Origin of the sequence: Microbacterium sp. JZ37 (assembly GCF_035188445.1) — a bacterium.
GTDB classification, from domain to species: domain Bacteria; phylum Actinomycetota; class Actinomycetes; order Actinomycetales; family Microbacteriaceae; genus Microbacterium; species Microbacterium barkeri.
Window position 1 is genome coordinate 1,137,388 of sequence record NZ_CP045253.1, and the last position, 16,524, is coordinate 1,153,911.

General features: G+C 71.6%; 16 protein-coding genes. 8 read left to right on the plus strand and 8 right to left on the minus strand.

Annotated elements, in window-relative coordinates; translation table 11 throughout:
• Positions 1 to 21: 21 nt before the first annotated feature.
• From GC092_RS05085 to GC092_RS05095, 3 genes are all read right to left on the minus strand, one after another.
• Positions 22 to 171: a hypothetical protein gene (locus GC092_RS05085; protein ID WP_324014292.1), complete on the minus strand. Its 150-nt coding sequence runs from the start codon at positions 169 to 171 to the stop codon at positions 22 to 24.
• 23 nt (positions 172 to 194) lie between these two features.
• Positions 195 to 1,508, minus strand: coding sequence for an ABC transporter substrate-binding protein (locus GC092_RS05090; protein WP_271172802.1), 1,314 nt, complete (start codon positions 1,506 to 1,508; stop codon positions 195 to 197).
• Positions 1,509 to 1,706: 198 nt separating this feature from the next.
• Entirely contained in the window at positions 1,707 to 2,300 is a 594-nt protein-coding gene (locus GC092_RS05095; RefSeq protein ID WP_324014293.1) for a PadR family transcriptional regulator, read from the minus strand.
• A 141-nt stretch (positions 2,301 to 2,441) separates the two neighbouring features.
• On the opposite strand from GC092_RS05095, the gene GC092_RS05100 reads away from it, so the two are divergent.
• Positions 2,442 to 3,410 (plus strand): phosphodiesterase, encoded by a 969-nt coding sequence (locus GC092_RS05100; protein WP_324014294.1) that lies wholly within the window; start codon positions 2,442 to 2,444, stop codon positions 3,408 to 3,410.
• Between the two features lie 3 nt (positions 3,411 to 3,413).
• On the opposite strand, the gene GC092_RS05105 is transcribed toward GC092_RS05100, so the two are convergent.
• Together GC092_RS05105 and GC092_RS05110 are read right to left on the minus strand one after the other, a co-directional pair.
• Positions 3,414 to 4,946: a stealth family protein gene (locus tag GC092_RS05105; protein WP_324014295.1), complete on the minus strand. Its 1,533-nt coding sequence runs from the start codon at positions 4,944 to 4,946 to the stop codon at positions 3,414 to 3,416.
• Positions 4,947 to 5,151: 205 nt separating this feature from the next.
• The gene (locus GC092_RS05110; RefSeq protein WP_324014296.1) at positions 5,152 to 6,132 is read right to left on the minus strand and encodes an epimerase; all 981 of its coding nucleotides are present in this window, start codon (positions 6,130 to 6,132) and stop codon (positions 5,152 to 5,154) included.
• A gap of 246 nt (positions 6,133 to 6,378) precedes the next feature.
• On the opposite strand from GC092_RS05110, the gene GC092_RS05115 reads away from it, so the two are divergent.
• From GC092_RS05115 to GC092_RS05125, 3 genes are all read left to right on the plus strand, one after another.
• Positions 6,379 to 6,852: an SRPBCC family protein gene (locus tag GC092_RS05115; protein ID WP_324014297.1), complete on the plus strand. Its 474-nt coding sequence runs from the start codon at positions 6,379 to 6,381 to the stop codon at positions 6,850 to 6,852.
• Between the two features lie 116 nt (positions 6,853 to 6,968).
• Positions 6,969 to 9,743, plus strand: a complete 2,775-nt coding sequence (gene secA, locus GC092_RS05120; RefSeq protein ID WP_282978643.1) for a preprotein translocase subunit SecA — start codon at positions 6,969 to 6,971, stop codon at positions 9,741 to 9,743.
• A 90-nt stretch (positions 9,744 to 9,833) separates the two neighbouring features.
• Positions 9,834 to 11,063 (plus strand): pyridoxal phosphate-dependent aminotransferase, encoded by a 1,230-nt coding sequence (locus GC092_RS05125; protein WP_271172795.1) that lies wholly within the window; start codon positions 9,834 to 9,836, stop codon positions 11,061 to 11,063.
• On the opposite strand, the gene GC092_RS05130 is transcribed toward GC092_RS05125, so the two are convergent.
• Positions 11,064 to 11,504 (minus strand): Rv3235 family protein, encoded by a 441-nt coding sequence (locus GC092_RS05130; RefSeq protein ID WP_324014298.1) that lies wholly within the window; start codon positions 11,502 to 11,504, stop codon positions 11,064 to 11,066. It abuts the gene before it with no gap.
• A 130-nt stretch (positions 11,505 to 11,634) separates the two neighbouring features.
• Between GC092_RS05130 and GC092_RS05135 the strand changes: the two genes are divergently transcribed.
• Positions 11,635 to 12,249: a hypothetical protein gene (locus GC092_RS05135; RefSeq protein ID WP_324014299.1), complete on the plus strand. Its 615-nt coding sequence runs from the start codon at positions 11,635 to 11,637 to the stop codon at positions 12,247 to 12,249.
• Positions 12,250 to 12,253: 4 nt separating this feature from the next.
• Here the strand turns inward: GC092_RS05135 and GC092_RS05140 are convergent, their stop codons facing one another.
• The gene (locus GC092_RS05140) at positions 12,254 to 12,517 is read right to left on the minus strand and encodes a helix-turn-helix domain-containing protein (protein ID WP_271172792.1); all 264 of its coding nucleotides are present in this window, start codon (positions 12,515 to 12,517) and stop codon (positions 12,254 to 12,256) included.
• A 98-nt stretch (positions 12,518 to 12,615) separates the two neighbouring features.
• On the opposite strand from GC092_RS05140, the gene GC092_RS05145 reads away from it, so the two are divergent.
• The 3 genes from GC092_RS05145 to GC092_RS05155 are packed head-to-tail and all read left to right on the plus strand — an operon-like array spanning position 12,616 to position 16,070.
• The gene (locus GC092_RS05145) at positions 12,616 to 13,272 is read left to right on the plus strand and encodes an SAF domain-containing protein (protein ID WP_324014300.1); all 657 of its coding nucleotides are present in this window, start codon (positions 12,616 to 12,618) and stop codon (positions 13,270 to 13,272) included.
• Positions 13,269 to 14,567 carry a CpaE/TadZ family protein gene (locus GC092_RS05150; RefSeq protein WP_324014301.1) on the plus strand — a complete coding sequence of 433 codons (1,299 nt, stop codon included), beginning with the start codon at positions 13,269 to 13,271 and terminating at the stop codon, positions 14,565 to 14,567. The genes GC092_RS05145 and GC092_RS05150 overlap by 4 nt, the downstream gene beginning before the upstream one ends.
• A 9-nt stretch (positions 14,568 to 14,576) precedes the next feature.
• Positions 14,577 to 16,070: a sensor histidine kinase gene (locus GC092_RS05155; protein WP_271172789.1), complete on the plus strand. Its 1,494-nt coding sequence runs from the start codon at positions 14,577 to 14,579 to the stop codon at positions 16,068 to 16,070.
• Between the two features lie 82 nt (positions 16,071 to 16,152).
• Here the strand turns inward: GC092_RS05155 and GC092_RS05160 are convergent, their stop codons facing one another.
• Positions 16,153 to 16,401: a WhiB family transcriptional regulator gene (locus tag GC092_RS05160; protein ID WP_271172788.1), complete on the minus strand. Its 249-nt coding sequence runs from the start codon at positions 16,399 to 16,401 to the stop codon at positions 16,153 to 16,155.
• Between the last annotated feature and the right edge of the window lie 123 nt (positions 16,402 to 16,524).

Consider the following 16,524-nt stretch of genomic DNA (forward strand, 5'->3'; position numbering starts at 1 on the left):
CCGAGAGGAAGAACCAGGGGGTCAGTCGCTGCAGAGCGGTCCGGCTCGTCGGCGCCCCGCGCCCGGGGCGCCGGGGTCGCGGCGCGAGCCGCGCCCCCGGCGCTCGGGCGAGGGCACGATGACGGCGGCGCGCGTGGCGGCGGATGCGCCGGCGGGAGCCGAGGTCGTCATGGTGTCTCCGTCTCGTGGTCGGCTTACTCGCCGACCCGGGCCTGGGCGTCGCTCCAGGTCGAGTTCAGCTCGGCGAAGGAGGTCTCCTTGTCGCCGTCGGCGGCGCCGCGGGCGATGTCGACGAGCTTCTGCCGGTACAGCGGGCCCCACAGGTCGATCTGCGCGGTGTCCGCGATCTCGCGGAGGAGGTTCTCCTTGCCCTCGGGCGCGGGGTTCGTCTCGAGGAGCTCGACGCCGGCGGACTCGAGCTCGGCGAGGTAGTCGGGCGCGGGCTTGTCGATGACGGTCGAGATCATGTTCTGCGTCTCGGTGAAGCCCGAGTCCTCGATGAGCCACTGGATGAAGGCCCACGCCGCGGCCTTGTGCTCGGAGTGGCGGCTCACGCCGAGGTTGTAGTCGCCGCCGATCGTGGCGTACTGCTGGCCGTCGACGTTCGCGGGGAAGGCCATGAAGCCGACGTCCTCGGGGGAGGCGCCGTTCTCCTCGGCCGCGGCCTGCATCTGCGACACGGCCCAGGAGCCGAGCGCCATCGTGGCGATCCGGCCCGTCGCGAAGTCGACCTTCGACTTCTCCCAGTTCGTCGTGAGGGGGTCGTCCTCGGTGAGACCCGCCGCCACGGTCTCGTAGAGAAGCGAGTCGATCGCGTAGACGTCGGTGCCCTCGGTCCACGGCTCGGGGTCCTCGGCGAGCGTGATGCCCGCGTCGGGGTCGTTCGTGATCGCGCCGAGGTTGCTGAAGGCCTGCGACAGCGGCCATCCGTCCTTGTAGTTCGTGTAGTACGGGATGGCGTCGGTGTTCTCGTCGACGAGGCGGAGTGCCTCGAGCCACTCGTCCTCGGTCGTCGGCAGCGTCTCGACGCCCGCCTCCTCGAACACCCGCTTGTTGTAGAGGATGCCGTTGGCGTTGCCGCCGATCGCGAGGCCGTACTGCGTGCCCTCGTAGGTGTGCGTCGTGAGGAAGCGGTACGTGTCGGCGAGCTCCTCGGTCTCGCCGAGCGGCTCGAGGAACTGCTCGTACTGGCTCGGCAGCATCGAGGGGATGCCGATGACGTCGCCGTAGTTCGTCGTGCTGAGGCGCGTCTTCATCTCGCCCTCGTAGTCGGTGATGCCCTCGAACGTCACGGTCACGTCGGGGTGGAGCTTCTGGAACTCCTCCGCGTACTTCTCGAACGTGCCGTCCTCGACGAGGTCGGTGCGCCAGGTGACGACCTTGATCTCGCCCGAGGGCTCGCCGTCGATGGTGTTGTCGGCGTCGTTCGCCGCGCCGCCGCCGCACGCGGTCAGCAGCAGCGCACCGCCGGCGAGCATCGCGGCGCCTGCCCATGCCTTCTTTGCCATGTTCCTTCTCCTCGTGTTCGAGGCACTCATCGGGAGCACGCGCCTTCGCGCTCTCCGGGTGCTGATGAGCGAGCGTACGGGAGAATCGGCGCAATGTAAAGCGCTTTAGTTGTGGCAGGTGCTGGGGGTGCGCGGGAGGGGCCGATTCGCGGGCCGGTTCGCGTCGCGGTTGCCGCGAAACGCGGCAGCAGCCGCGCGTCAGACGGCGGCGACGGGGCGCGCGGGGCGGCCGCGCTTCGGGCGCTCGGTCGAGAGGTCGAGCGCGAGCGCGTGGTCGGGATGCGCGGCGAGACGCTCCTCGGCGTGCGCGAGCCAGCGGGCATCCGCCTCCGCGGAGAAGAGGAGCGCGTCGGAGATCAGCGACCACGCGACCCGCTCGGGCCCCTCCTGCTCCGAACCGGGGTACACGGCGGCGCGCAGACCCTCGATCCGGGCGTCGACGGCCTCGCGCTCGGCGCGGAGCACGGCGCCCGCGTCGACGCCCGGGAGGGTCGCGGCGAGGGCGAGCTTGACCGCGAGCGCGTCGCGATCCGATGGATCCACGGGCGTCTCGAGCCACAGCTGCGCCGCCTCGCGGCCGGCGGGCGTGATGCTCCAGTAGACGTGCCCCTGCGCGTCGGGTTCGCCGCGCTCGACGAGCCCGTCGCGCTCGAGGCGCTCGAGCGTGTTGTAGATCTGCCCGACGTTGAGGGTGCGCGTTCCCCCCGTGCGGCGCGCGAACTCGGTGCGCAGCTGGTACCCGTAGCAGGGGCCCTGATCCAGGATCGCCAGCAGTCCGTGTCGCACCGACATCCGCACCTCCGGTCCGCGCGGCGAAAAGGGATGCCGCGTATGCAGATACGAGCGTACCGATCGGATGGCGGATCGCAGAGATTCCCGGACATCGCCTTGTGTCGCGCTGAGAGTGCGAGGCGCCTCGCTACCATCGCGAACATGGCCGGACCGTCGATGACGCCACGGAGATCCGAGTACGCGCGCCCGAGTCACGTGCTCGTCCATCTGAGCGACACGCATCTGAGAGCCGAGGGCGGCGTCTTCGGGATCGACGCCGCCGAGCACGTGAGCCGCATGCTCGCGGAGATCGAGCAGTCCGGGGCGCGCCCCGACGCGCTGGTCTTCACCGGCGACCTCGCCGATCTCGGCGAGCGCGACGCCTACCGGCAGCTCCGCGACGCCGTCGCGCCCGCCGCGGAGCGCCTCGGGGCGCGCGTGATCTGGGTCATGGGCAACCACGACGCCCGCGACCCGTTCCGACGCGAGCTCCTCGGCGAGACGGGCGACGCACCGGTCGACGCGGTCCACGACCTCGACGGGCTTCGCGTCATCGTGCTCGACACGTCGGTGCCCGGAGCGCACCACGGCGAGGTGTCGGCGGAGCAGCTCGAGTGGCTGTCACTCGAGCTCGCCCTGCCCGCGCCGCGCGGGACCATCCTCGCGATGCACCACCCGCCCATCCCGTGCGTGCTGGATCTCGCGACGCTCGTCGAGCTGCGCGATCAGCAGGCGCTCGCCGAGGTGCTGCGGGGGAGCGACGTCCGGGCCATCCTCGCGGGCCACGTGCACTTCTCGTCGACGGCGACATTCGCCGGGATCCCGGTGTCGGTCGCGTCGTCGTCCTGCTACACGCAGGACCTGCGCATCGCCGACGGCGGCATGCAGCCGCGCGACGGCGCGCAGTCGTACAACCTCGTGCACGTCTACGACGAGACGATCGTCCACTCGGTGGTGCCGTTCTCGGACGCGCCGCCCGCCGAGATCACCTCGGCCGAGGAGACCGCGCGCCGGCTCGAGCGCGCGGGCGTGGTCATCCCGCCCGCGAGCCCGTCCCGCACGGTCGCATCCGACGCGCCGGTCGCCGAGCAGGTCGCGCCGCCGACGGAGCCGCTGCCGCTCGTGGGGTGACGGTCAGTCGCTCTCCCACGGCGCCTTGACGGGGAAGTAGGCCTCGAGCGTCTCCCGGACGACCCGTGCGCGCAGCTCCTCCGGCAGCTCGGGCTCGCTGCCGTCGTTGAGGCAGAACATGTCGACGTCCCGCCCGGACAGCAGTCGCCCCATCCGCGCGGGCGCATCGCGCTGCGTCGTCTGGATGTACGCCGTCCGCGGCTCGGTCGTCGCGAGAGCACGGCCGGTGAACGTCGCGTAGTAGTGGTAGAGCGAGTTCGTGACCGAGATGTCGGTCGCGCTGCGGAAGCGGGCCGCCGCCGTCCGCGCGAACTCCTCGGGGAACTCGCGCTCCAGCTCGAACATCACCTCGCGGCTGTGCGGCGTGGCGCAGTGCTGCAGGTCTCGAAGGATGACCCGTCCGAAGCGCTCGCGCAGGAGGTCGCGGTTGACGCGCGCCGCGTTGTCGTGGCCGGATCGGCTCGGCCGCGAGGGGCCGACGCCGATGCGCACGCCGCATTCGACGTACTTCGTGAGCCCGCCCGCGGTGAAGAACATCTCGGGAGAGACCGGACGGCCGAAGAACATGTCGTCGTTCGAGTACAGGAAGTGCTCGGCGATGCCCGGGATGCGGTGGAGCTGCGCCTCGACGGCGTGCGAGTTGTGGGTCGGGAGGACCGTCGGGTCGGCGAAGAACTCCTCGCTGCGGACGATCGTCACCCGCGGGTGCTCGGCGAGCCAGCGCGGCGCGGGGCTGTCGGTCGCGATGAAGATGCGGCGGACCCACGGGGCGAACATGTGCACGCTGCGCAGGGCGTAGCGCAGCTCGTCGACGTGGCGGTAGCGCGCGGCGTGCGCGTCGCCCTCCCCGACGACGTAGGCGTTCATGCGCTTCGCGCGCTCGCGCTGGAAGTCGTTGGACGAGCCGTCGACCCACGAGAAGACCATGTCGATGTCGAAGGTCACCTCGTGCGGACCCGCATCGAACATCCCCTCGAGCGTGCGCCACTCGCGTCCATGCCGGCGGATGGTCGTCAGAGCGAGGTCGTCCGCCGCGATCACGTGGCGGGTCAGCGCGTTCCGTCGCGGGGCGCGCACGATGGCGCCCTCGCGACGCCAGAACTCGAGGCGCACGCCGCAGTCGGCGCCGTAGCTCAGCGTGCCCGACGGCACGATGCGCGGGCGGAAGAGCACCGCGACGTCCTTCGCGAACGCGGACTCGACCCCCGAGGAGAGCGGCACGGGAACGCGTCGGGCCGAGCGCGCCGCCGTCCACGGACCCTCGTCGGCGGCCAGCGCGGCGAGCGCGGCGGGCTTGTCCTCGACATCGAGCGCGAGGGCGGGCCGCCCACTCGTCCGGCGCAGGAGGAGCGGCTGCAGACCCGCGCGCTCGAGGAGATCGGCGAGCGCGAGGAGATCGGCTGTCTGGGCCTCGTCCGGTGTGGACTCCTCGACGAGATGCAGGATCCCGTCATGAAGGCGCGTGGCGGCATGGTCGGGAGCGACCTCGCGCGGGGAGTGTGCGGTGCGACCGGAAGGGGTGCCCAGAAGCGTCATCAATCACCTCGTATCTACTTACGGCGGACGCCGTCAGGACGGGGAACATGGAGCCGATCCGACGGAGGCGGGGATTCCCGGACGACGTCTCGTGAACAGCTCCTGACTGAATGATAGACAGCGCGTGACGCTGCGGATGCACCCTCGACAAGCCGACCGCCATGCGGTAAGGGATCCGGTCGCCGATTCGCGGCATCCTCGCAGGTCAGCGGCGCGGCGCGACGTCCTGCAGCGCCTCGAGGAGGGCGGGGTGCGAGAAGCGGAAGCCGGCGGCGATGAGCCGCTCGGGAACGACCCACCTGCTCTTCAGCACGAGCTCGGGCTCGGTGCGGATGACCCACATCGCGGGCTCGAGCATGAAGCGCCACGCGGGCAGGCCGAAGCGCGCGCCGACGATGCGGCGCAGGGTCCGCATGAGCGTGCGATTGTCGCTCGGGTTCGGAGACGCGACGTTGACGACGCCGTCGATGTCGTCGTGCGTCTCGAGGAAGCGGATGGCCGCGATCACGTCGTCGATGTGCACCCAGCTGAACCGCTGGCGGCCGCCCGTGCGGTGCCGCGGGGCGCGTCCGTCGCCGCTCGGGGCGGAGCCGATCCCGCGGTAGCGGCGATGGGGGAACCACCATCCGTCGATCTGCGGGCCGCCGATGCCGAGGCGGGCGAGGAGGAAGAGCAGCCGGGTCGCCGGCCCGTCGCCGAGGACGATGGCCATCCGCAGCGCGACGCGGCGCGTGGCCGGGAGGTCGCCCGCGAAGAGCTCGCGCTCCCACTCCCGCGCGACGTCGACCGAGAAGCCCGTGCCGAGCTCGCCCGTGCTCTCGGTCTGAGGGCGGTCCGTCGCGTGCCGGTAGATGGTGGCCGTGCTCGCGTTCATCCACACGCGCGGAGGCCGCGCTGAGGCGGCGATCGCCTCGCGGAGCGCGCGGGTCGTGTCGACGCGGGACCGCAGGATCTCGTCGCGATGGGGGTTGGTGTACCGGCAGTTGACGGACTTCCCGGCGAGGTTCACGACGAGATCCGCGCCATCGATCGCCGCGGCGATCGACGCGGGGTCGTCCCACCGGGCGGGTCCGCCGCGGCCGATCGTGCGAACCGTGCGCCCCTCCGCCTCGAGCGCGCGGACGAGCGCGCGTCCGACGAAGCCGCTCGCTCCCGCGACGACCGCGATCCGCTCGGTGTCGGCCATCCGCATCCCCCTCCCGCGGCGCGAGCCGCTCGTGGCCATCCTCTCAAGGAGCCGCGCATCGTCTCTCAACGTCGAGACATCGGTGCGGCGCCGCCGCGAGTGTGCGCGTCGGCGCCGAAGTCGCGGTGCGCGCGCGAGTGTGTCAGTCCGCGCCGATGACGGCGGCAGGGGCGCGGCGTTCGGCGCGGAGTCGACACCTGGCGCGGGCTGCGCGGTCTCGAGCAGGCGCCGTGCGAGCATCGCGATATGAGTAGCCGCTTCACGATCGTGACGGACACCGCCTTCCCGCCGGAGCGCCTGTTCGCGGTGTCGCTCGACGTCGATGCGCACGTCGCGTCCATGGCCGCGTCTCGCGAGCGCGCGATCGGGGGCGTCACGGCGGGCTCGATCGGCCTCGGGGAGACGGTCACCTGGCGCGCCTGGCACTTCGGCGTCCCGTGGACGATGACCTCGGCGATCACCGAGCTGGAGGAGGGGGTGCGCTTCGTCGATGAGCAGATGCGCGGACCGTTCCGGCTGTTCCGTCACGTTCACGTGTTCGAGCCGCACGGCACCGGGTCGCGCATGATCGATGAGATCGAGCTCGCCGCGCCGGTGCTCGGCGCGATCGCGGAGCGGCTCGTCCTCGTTCCGTATCTGCGCCGCCTCATCCGCCGCCGAAACGGGCACCTCCTCCGACAGCTGAGCGCGTCGGGCGGATGGGGTGAGCGCGCCGACTGAGAGTCTGCTGGCCGGTCATTGTCACGGCCGGATAACATGGGCGAGTATGCCCGTCGCCGTTCGACGGCGACCTGGCCCATCCGCCCGGGATGAGGCACCCGATCGAGGAGTGATACGTGGCAAATCCGTTCGAGAAGCTGCTCCGTGCCGGCGAAGGACGCGTCCGACGGCAGCTGCAGCGGGTGGTCACCGCCGTGAACGCCCTCGAGGAGGACTACGCGAAGCTGACCGACGAGGAGCTGCGCAGCGAGACCGCTGAGCTCCGCGCGCGCCACGAGAAGGGCGAGACGCTCGACCAGCTCATGCCCGAGGCGTTCGCGGCGGTCCGCGAGGCCGCCAAGCGCACGCTCGGGATGCGCGCGTACGATGTGCAGCTCATGGGCGGGGCCGCGCTCCACCTGGGCAACATCGCCGAGATGAAGACCGGTGAGGGCAAGACGCTCGTCGCCACGTTCCCCTCGTACCTCAACGCGATCGCCGGCAAGGGCGTCCACGTCGTCACCGTCAACGACTACCTCGCGTCGTATCAGGCCGAGCTCATGGGCCGCGTGTACCGCGCCCTCGGCATGACCACCGGCATCATCGTGTCGGGCCAGACGCCCGCCGTGCGCCGGGAGCAGTACGCGGCCGACATCACCTACGGCACGAACAACGAGTTCGGCTTCGACTACCTGCGCGACAACATGGCGTGGCGCAAGGAGGATCTCGTCCAGCGCGGCCACTTCTTCGCGGTGGTCGACGAGGTCGACTCGATCCTCATCGACGAGGCCCGCACGCCGCTCATCATCTCGGGCCCGTCGTCGGGCGAGGCCAACCGCTGGTTCGCCGAGTTCGCCAAGATCGCGCGCACCCTCGAGGAGGGCGTCGACTACGAGGTCGACATCAAGAAGCGCACGGTCGGCGTTCTCGAGGCGGGCATCGAGAAGGTCGAGGACTACCTTGGCATCGACAACCTGTACGAGTCGGCGAACACCCCGCTCATCTCGTTCCTCAACAACTCGATCAAGGCCAAGGCCCTCTTCAAGCGCGACACCGACTACGTCGTCATGAACGACGAGGTCATGATCGTCGACGAGCACACCGGCCGCATCCTCGTGGGCCGCCGCTACAACGAGGGCATGCACCAGGCGATCGAGGCGAAGGAGGGCGTCCCGGTCAAGGCCGAGAACCAGACGCTCGCCACCGTCACGCTGCAGAACTACTTCCGCCTCTACGACAAGCTCGCGGGCATGACGGGCACGGCCGAGACCGAGGCCGCCGAGTTCATGTCGACGTACCAGCTCGGGGTCATCCCGATCCCGACCAACCGGCCCATGGTCCGCAAGGACCAGACCGATCTCGTCTACAAGAACGAGCAGGGCAAGTTCGCGCAGGTCGTCGAGGACATCGCCGAGCGCCACGCGAACGGTCAGCCGGTGCTCGTCGGCACCGTCAGCGTCGAGAAGAGCGAGTACCTGTCGCGCCTGCTGTCGAAGAAGGGCATCCGGCACGAGGTCCTCAACGCGAAGAACCACGCACGCGAGGCCGAGGTCGTCGCGCGCGCCGGTCAGCTCGGCGCCGTCACGGTCGCGACCAACATGGCGGGTCGAGGCACCGACATCATGCTCGGCGGCAACGCCGAGTTCATCGCCGTCCAGGAGATGAAGGCCAAGGGTCTCTCTCCCGAGGAGACGCCGGAGGAGTACGAGGCCGAGTGGCCCGCCGTCTTCGACGCCGTCAAGGAGCGCGTCGAGGAGGAGGCCGCCAAGGTGCGCGAGGCCGGCGGTCTCTACGTGCTCGGCACCGAGCGCCACGAGTCGCGTCGCATCGACAACCAGCTCCGAGGACGCGCGGGCCGTCAGGGCGACCCCGGTGAGAGCCGCTTCTACCTGAGCCTCACCGACGACCTCATGCGCCGCTTCCAGTCGGGCCCGGCCGACGCGCTCCTGTCGCGCACCGACTTCCCGGACGACGTCGCGATCGAGTCGAAGCTCGTCTCGCGCCTCATCAAGAACGCGCAGGCGGCCGTCGAGTCGCGCAACGCCGAGGCCCGCAAGAACGTCCTGAAGTACGACGACGTCCTCAACCGCCAGCGCGAGGCGATCTACGCCGACCGCCGGACCATCCTGCACGGCGACGACATCAAGGACCGCGTCGAGCACTTCATCGAGGACGCCATCACGGCGATCGTCGACGACCACACGTCGGGCGGCCACAACGAGAGCTGGGACTTCGACGCGCTCTGGACGGAGCTCAAGACGCTGTACCCGGTCGGCGTGACGATCGACGAGGTCGTGGCCGAGGCCGGGGCGCGCAAGGGCGGCATCACCGCCGAGGCGCTCAAGCGCGAGCTGCTCAGCGACGCGAAGATCGCGTACGCGAAGCGCGAGGAGCAGCTGGGCGAGAAGGCCGTGCGCGAGCTCGAGCGCCGCGTCGTGCTCCAGGTGCTCGACCGCCGCTGGCGCGACCACCTCTACGAGATGGACTACCTCAAGGACGGCATCGGCCTGCGGGCCATGGCGCAGCGCGACCCGCTCATCGAGTACCAGCGCGAGGGGTACTCGATGTTCCAGGCGATGATGGGGCAGATCAAGGAGGAGGCCGTCGGCTACCTCTTCAACCTCGAGGTCGAGGTGCGCAAGGTCGGCGAGGACGATCAGGCCGCGCCGCAGGTGGAGGCCAAGGGTCTTGCCGAAGCGCCGGCCGAGCAGCGTCTCGAGTACTCGGCGCCCAGCGAGGACGGCGACGTCGAGGTGCGCAACGAGCGCGGCCAGGTGCAGAAGTCGCAGACCGACCGCGCCCGTCAGAAGGACGCGCCGCGCGGCGCGTTCGGCCAGCGGACCGACGACGACGGCGCCGCGGCGCCCGTGCCGCAGAACCGCGAGCAGCGCAGGGCCGCGAAGAAGAAGTAGCGCGCGACGCGACGAGGGCGGGCCACCGGATCTCCGGTGGCCCGCCCTCGTCGCACCGAGCCACGCCCCGCGCGGGCATATCCTGATGCGATGAACTCCCTCCGTCCCCTCGGCCAGTCCGCGAAGCTCCAGAACGTCCTCTACGAGATCCGCGGGGCAGCACTGGCAGAGGCGACGCGGCTCGAGGCGGACGGGCACTCGATCCTGAAGCTCAACACGGGCAACCCCGCCATCTTCGGCTTCGAGGCGCCGTACCAGATCGTGCGCGACATGATCGAGGCCGTCCCGTATGCGCACGGCTACAGCGACAGCCGCGGCATCCTGCCCGCGCGTCGCGCGATCGTCAGCCGCTACGAGGAGACCCCCGGCTTCCCGCACGTGGATCCGGACGACGTCTACCTCGGCAACGGCGTGTCCGAGCTCATCACGATGACGATGCAGGCGCTCCTCGACGAGGGCGACGAGGTGCTCATCCCCGCGCCCGACTACCCGCTGTGGACCGCGATGACGAGCCTGTCCGGCGGCACCCCCGTGCACTACCTGTGCGATGAGGAGAACGGCTGGCAGCCCGACCTCGAGGACATCCGCTCGAAGGTGACCTCGAAGACCAAGGCGATCGTCGTCATCAACCCGAACAACCCCACGGGAGCCGTGTACAGCCGCGAGCTGCTCGAGGGGATCGCGCAGATCGCGCGCGAGCACTCCCTGCTGATCCTGTCGGACGAGATCTACGACCGCATCCTCTTCGACGGTGCCGTGCACATCCCGACCGCCACGGTCGCCCCCGACCTCCTCGTCCTCACGTTCAACGGCCTCTCCAAGACCTACCGCGTCGCCGGGTACCGATCCGGATGGATGGTCATCACGGGTCCCAAGAAGCACGCGAAGGGATTCCTCGAGGGCATCCAGCTCCTCGCGTCGACGCGGCTGTGCGCGAACGTGCCGGCACAGCATGCCGTGCTCGCCGCGCTCACCGGCGTGCAGTCCATCGACGCCCTCATCGCTCCGACCGGGCGCCTCCACGAGCAGCGCGACGTCGCCTGGGAGAAGCTCTCGACCATCCCGGGCGTCTCGTGCGTCCGCCCGGATGGTGCGCTCTACGCGTTCCCGCGGCTCGACCCCGAGGTGCACGAGATCCGCGACGACAAGCAGCTCGTGTACGACCTGCTCGTGTCGGAGCACATCCTGCTCGTCGAGGGCACGGGGTTCAACTGGCCGACGCCGGATCACCTGCGTGTCGTGACCCTGCCCGAGGCGCGTGTGCTCAGCGAGGCGATCGAGCGGCTCGGGAACTTCCTGTCGTCCTACCGGCAGCGGTAGTCAGAGGATCCGGATGTCGGTGGCGCGCCACCGGCGGTCGAGACCCTCGAGGCGCATCGCGAGCGCGCGGGTGCGGTCGGGCATCGCCACGATGACGACGACCTCCACCACGCCGTCGGCCGGCGCCATCTGACGCATGGTGCGCACCGTGAAGACGGGGCGCTGCGCCGGCAGCCGACGTGCGCTGCGCGCCCGGCGCGACAGGTTCGCGCGCTGGACGAGCTTGAGGTACGTCTCCTCGGCGAGCCAGCGCGCGAGCTGATCGACCTCGCGGGTGCCGGCGAGAGCCTCGAGGATGCCGCGGGTGAGGGCCGCGACGAGCGGCGCGGGATCGGGGAGCTCGGCGGAGGACGTGCGCTGCGGGGCGAAGAGCTCCTCGACGTCCTCCTCGGTGCGGTGGGACCGTCTGCGAGAGGTCGCACCCGCGGCGTTCGGCGGCATGACAGCCTCATTCCGGTCGGGGAGAAGGGTTGCCCGAGTGAACCAGCACGCCCGCGCGGCCGGGAACCCCGCATACATGCCTGTGGAGAGCGGATGACGCGGCCGCGCGCTTTCCCCTACGCTCTCGCAGATGCGCTGGGATCGCTTCTTCGAGGACCTGGAGGACCAGCTCGCGGCCGAGTGGGAGGCCGAGCGGGCCGCGCTGGACTCCGAGGCCGAGCGGCTGCGCGTGTCCCGCCTCGCCCTCCGCGAGCGCCTCGTGGCGTTCGCGCAGTCGGCGGCCTCGCCCCTGTCGATCGAGCTGCGCGACGGATCGTCACTGGAGGCGTCGGTCACCTCGGTCGGGGCGGACTGGATGGCCGTTCGCCCGCTCCGCGCGCACGGCGCGGCGGAGAGCGCGGTGCTCGTGCCGCTCCCGGCCATCCGCTCGATCGGCGCTGCGCAGGGCGAGCTCCTGCGCAGCGCCCGCCCGACCGAGCCCGAGAGCCGCCTCGCGCAGCGGGTCACCTTCGGGTTCGCTCTGCGCGACCTCGCGCGGCGCAGGGCCGCCGTGGCGATCGGCGTCGCGTCGGGGCGCGCGCTGTCGGGCACGATCGACCGCGTCGGCGCAGATCACCTCGACCTGGCGCTGCACGACCCCGATTCGCCCCGCCGCTCCGCCGCGGTCACGGCGTTCCGCATCGTGTCGTTCGAGGCCGTCGCCTGGGTGCGCGTGGCGGCCGCGGTCGGCGTCGTCGCGCCGTGAGCCGTCAGGGGCGCCGACGGCCCCAGAGCTCGGGGAAGCTCGCCTCGTTCGACTCCCGCCACAGGGCCATCCGCCGCGTCTCCTCGTGCTGGTCCTCGAGGTACTCGTCGACGCTGAGCTGCTCGATGCGCCAGCGCGCGGGCGAGCCGAGTCGCGCGCCGCGGAGTCGTCCGGCGTGGACGAGCTCGACGACCTCGTCCGCCTCGATGCCCAGCAGCTCGGCGACCTGAGCGGGCGCGAGGTAGCGCACGTCGGAGTTGTCGGGCATGGCCCCATTATGGGCAGGGGCGGGTCTCCAGGGACCCGGACGCGCCATCCTGTGGATAACTTTCTCAGGCGTCGCGCCGATTCGGACAGCATGGGCTCATGACCACGACGACCCCGATCCGCGACGTCGCCGCCCTCGCCCCCGTTCCGCGTCGCCGGCGCGTGTTCTGGGGCGACGCGCGGTTCTTCATCGGCCTCGCCCTCATCGTCGCGTCGATCGCCGGGGTCTGGTGGGTCGTGTCGGCTGCCCGGCAGACCGCGCCCGTGCTCGCCGCCGAGACGACGATCGTCCCGGGCGAGGCGGTGACCGCGGGCGATCTCGCGGTCGTCGACGTCGCCCTGGGCGGCGCGGAGGACGCCTATCTCGCGCCCCACGAGCTCGCGGAGGGGTACGTCGCGACGCGCACGATCGAGGCCGGCGAGCTCGTCCCCTCGTCGGCCGTGACGCCGGCCGACGAGGCGGCGGTCACGACGGTCGTCGTCGAGAGCGCCGTCGACGTGCCGTCGTCGGTCGGGGAGGGCACGGCGGTCGAGCTCTGGGCGGCGCCCCTCCTCGAGCAGGGGGTCTACGACGAGCCGCGCATCCTCGTGGCGGACGCGACGGTCGCCGCCGTGCTCCGCGACGACGCCGTGATGGGCGCGGCAGGAGCGTCGATCGAGCTCGTGATCGACCGGGCGCGCGTCGCCGACGTGCTCGCGGCGGTGTCCTCGGGCGCCGCGCTCTCTGCCGTCCCGCAGTCCGGAGCCGGATCGTGAACGTCGTCGTGGCGCTCGACGAGCCGCGCGGGTCGGCCCTCGCCGAGGCCCTCGAGGACGAGGGCCTCTCGGTCATCGCGACCTGGCCGTCCGAGACGATCGCCCGCTCGCTCGGCGATCCGACGGCCGAGGTGTGGGACGTCCTGCGCTCCGCCGAGGCGCTCGTCCTGCCGGTGTCCCGCGCGGCGCTCACGCACGGCGTGGTGGGCGCCTGCGATCGGCACGGCGTCCGGATCGTCGCCCTGGGCGAACGCGCGGGCGAGGCGCGCCTCGCCCGCGCGTTCGGCCTCGCCGATCCGCTGCCCCTCGCGGTGGAGGGCTGGCGCGTGGCCGAGGCCATCCGGAGCGGATCCCTGGCGGTGCGCGCCGTCGGCGCGGAGCGCGGGCGGGTGGTGGCCGTGTGGGGCGCGCACGGCGCGCCGGGACGGACGACGGTCGCCATCGAGCTCGCCGTCGAGACCGCGCGCACGCGCGGCCACGTCGCGCTGGTCGACGCGGACACGCACGCGCCCGCGGTCGCCATCGCCCTCGGGCTCGCCGACGAGGGGCCCGGGTTCGCGGCCGCCTGCCGTCAGGCGGAGCTCGGCGGGCTCGACGCCGCGGAGCTCACGCGCCTGAGCCTGCCCGTGGGCGGCGCCGACGGCATCGTCGACGTCCTGCCCGGGCTGAACCGGGCAGCACGGTGGCCCGAGCTGTCGGAGCGGCGCGTGGCGTCGGCTCTCGAGGCGTGCCGCGGATGGGCCGACGTCACGGTCGTCGACACGGCGGCGTCGCTCGAGTCCGACGAGGAGATCATGAGCGACCTCGACGGGCCCCGCCGCAACGCCGCGACGCTCGCGGCCCTCTCGTCGGCAGACGTCGTGGTCGCGGTCGCCGCGGCGGACCCGATCGGGATCGCGCGGTTCCTCCGCGGATATGCGGAGCTGCGCGCGATCGTCGGCGCGACCCCGGTCGTCGTCGCCGTCAACCGCCTGCGCCCGGGCCCGCTCGGCATCGACGCCCGCGGCCAGGTCCGGCGCACGCTCGAGCGATTCGGCGGGGTCGACGACGTGTCGTTCCTGCCGCTCGATCCTCGCGCGGCCGACGCCGCCCTCCTCGCGGCGCGCCCCGTCGGAGAGGTCATGCCGCGCTCGGCCCTGGCTCAGGCCGTCCGCCGTCTCGTCGCGCGCGTCGACGGACGCCGCGGCGACGAGGAGGCGGCGCTCATCCCGCTCGGGCGGGAGCGGGGTCGCCGCATCGCGCGCCCGGCGCGGCGAGCGCGCGGACGCGGGGAGGACGGCGTGCGGTCGGCATAGACTCGACGCGTGTCGACCCTCAGCGATCTCGTCTCCGCCCAGGGCCGTTCGAGCGAATCGGATATCGAATGGCTGCACCGTCTCGCCGGCGACGGGCAGCTGCTCGCCGATCTGGCCTCGGCGGACATCGTCTTCTGGGTGCCCACGTCGGACGACTCCTACATCGCGGTCGCGCACACGCGCCCGGGCGGCGCCGCGACGCTCTTCTATCGCGACATCGTCGGAGGACGCGTCCGACCGCAGTGGCAGGCGCAGGTCCGCGAGGCGTTCCAGACCGCGCAGATCGTCGACTCGTCCTCGCCCGAGTGGTTCGAGGAGACGCCCACACGCGTGCGCGCCGTGCCGATCGCGATCCGCGAGGACGACGGCCTCCGCGCGATCGGCGTGCTCACGCGCCACACGAACCTCGGCGACGTGCGCACGCCGTCGCGCCAGCAGATCACCTTCAACGACTGCGCCGACGATCTCTTCCGGATGATCGCGACCGGCGACTTCCCCGACCTCTCGGCGCCGACCGGGCCGCGCAGGGGCGCTCCGCGCGCCGCCGACGGGCTCATCCGCCTCGACGTCGACGGCATCGTCACGTTCGCGAGCCCGAACGCCCTGTCGGCGTTCAACCGCATCGGCTTCGCGGAGGAGCTCGAGGGCGAGAACCTCGCCGACGTGACGAGCCAGATCCTGCCGGCGTCTCATGACACCGACGAGCGCCTGCCGATCCTCGTCTCGGGCCGTGCGCCATGGCGCAGCGACATCGAGGCGCGCGGCGTGACCGTGTCGCTGCGCGCGATCCCGCTCAAGGACCACGGCCACCGCACGGGCGCGATCGTCCTGTGCCGCGACGTGAGCGAGCTGCGCAGCCAGGAGCAGGAGCTCATCACGAAGGACGCGACGATCCGCGAGATCCACCACCGCGTCAAGAACAACCTGCAGACGGTCGCCTCGCTGCTGCGGATCCAGGCACGGCGCACGACCTCGGAGGAGGCGCGCGAGTCGCTGCTTCAGGCCATGCAGCGGGTCGCCGCGATCGCCGTCGTGCACGACACGCTGTCGGAGGGGCTCGCGCAGAACGTCGACTTCGACGAGGTGTTCGCGCGCGTGCTGCGCCTCGTCGCGGAGGTGGCGGCCGCGCAGAACACGGTCGCGCACACGCGCACGAAGGGCCGATTCGGAACGCTCCCCAGCGAGTACGCGACGCCGCTCGCGCTCGCGCTCACCGAGGTCGTCACGAACGCCGTGGAGCACGGCCTCGCGGGGCGCGAGGGCGAGGTCGAGATCGTCGCCGACCGCGACGACACCCGCCTCGAGGTGCGCGTGCGCGATACCGGCAGCGGTCTGCCCGATGGCCAGGTCGGCCGCGGCCTCGGCACGCAGATCGTCCGCACGCTCATCCAGGGAGAGCTCTCCGGGACGATCGACTGGTCGACGATCGACGCGCCGGACACGGCTTTCCACGGCGGGACCGAGGTCACGATCGCGGTTCCCCTGAGGTGGATCCGCAGCTGACCCGGACATGAAGAAGCCCCGCCGAGGCGGGGCTTCTTCAGATGACGGCGCTTGCGGTCAGCTCGCGCGACGGTGCCTCAGGTCAGCTGGCGCGACGGGCACGAGCGGCGCGGCGCTTGAGCGCGCGGCGCTCGTCCTCGCTGAGCCCGCCCCAGACGCCCGAGTCCTGGCCGGTCTCGAGGGCGTACTGCAGGCAGATCTCGGTGACCGTGCAGCGAGCGCAGACGGACTTCGCCTTCTCGATCTGGTCGATCGCGGGGCCGGTGTTCCCGACGGGGAAGAACAGCTCGGGGTCGACGGTGAGGCAGGCGGCCTTGTCGCGCCAGTCCATAGGAATGCTCCTTGCGGGGTGGGGTTTCTCAGGGAAAGCACAGCGTGGCAAAACGGGTGGATTACGCTGGATGTGCGACGGACCTGTGCAGGTTCCGCCCCACCACGCTGTGGGAAACACACC

Coding starts and splice junctions, on each gene's coding strand:
- GC092_RS05085 (WP_324014292.1), bottom strand. CDS start 171: ATGACGACCTCGGCTCCCGCCGGCGCATCCGCCGCCACGCGCGCCGCC.
- GC092_RS05090 (WP_271172802.1), bottom strand. CDS start 1,508: ATGGCAAAGAAGGCATGGGCAGGCGCCGCGATGCTCGCCGGCGGTGCG.
- GC092_RS05095 (WP_324014293.1), bottom strand. CDS start 2,300: ATGTCGGTGCGACACGGACTGCTGGCGATCCTGGATCAGGGCCCCTGC.
- GC092_RS05100 (WP_324014294.1), top strand. CDS start 2,442: ATGGCCGGACCGTCGATGACGCCACGGAGATCCGAGTACGCGCGCCCG.
- GC092_RS05105 (WP_324014295.1), bottom strand. CDS start 4,946: ATGACGCTTCTGGGCACCCCTTCCGGTCGCACCGCACACTCCCCGCGC.
- GC092_RS05110 (WP_324014296.1), bottom strand. CDS start 6,132: ATGGCCGACACCGAGCGGATCGCGGTCGTCGCGGGAGCGAGCGGCTTC.
- GC092_RS05115 (WP_324014297.1), top strand. CDS start 6,379: ATGAGTAGCCGCTTCACGATCGTGACGGACACCGCCTTCCCGCCGGAG.
- GC092_RS05125 (WP_271172795.1), top strand. CDS start 9,834: ATGAACTCCCTCCGTCCCCTCGGCCAGTCCGCGAAGCTCCAGAACGTC.
- GC092_RS05130 (WP_324014298.1), bottom strand. CDS start 11,504: ATGCCGCCGAACGCCGCGGGTGCGACCTCTCGCAGACGGTCCCACCGC.
- GC092_RS05135 (WP_324014299.1), top strand. CDS start 11,635: ATGCGCTGGGATCGCTTCTTCGAGGACCTGGAGGACCAGCTCGCGGCC.
- GC092_RS05140 (WP_271172792.1), bottom strand. CDS start 12,517: ATGCCCGACAACTCCGACGTGCGCTACCTCGCGCCCGCTCAGGTCGCC.
- GC092_RS05145 (WP_324014300.1), top strand. CDS start 12,616: ATGACCACGACGACCCCGATCCGCGACGTCGCCGCCCTCGCCCCCGTT.
- GC092_RS05160 (WP_271172788.1), bottom strand. CDS start 16,401: ATGGACTGGCGCGACAAGGCCGCCTGCCTCACCGTCGACCCCGAGCTG.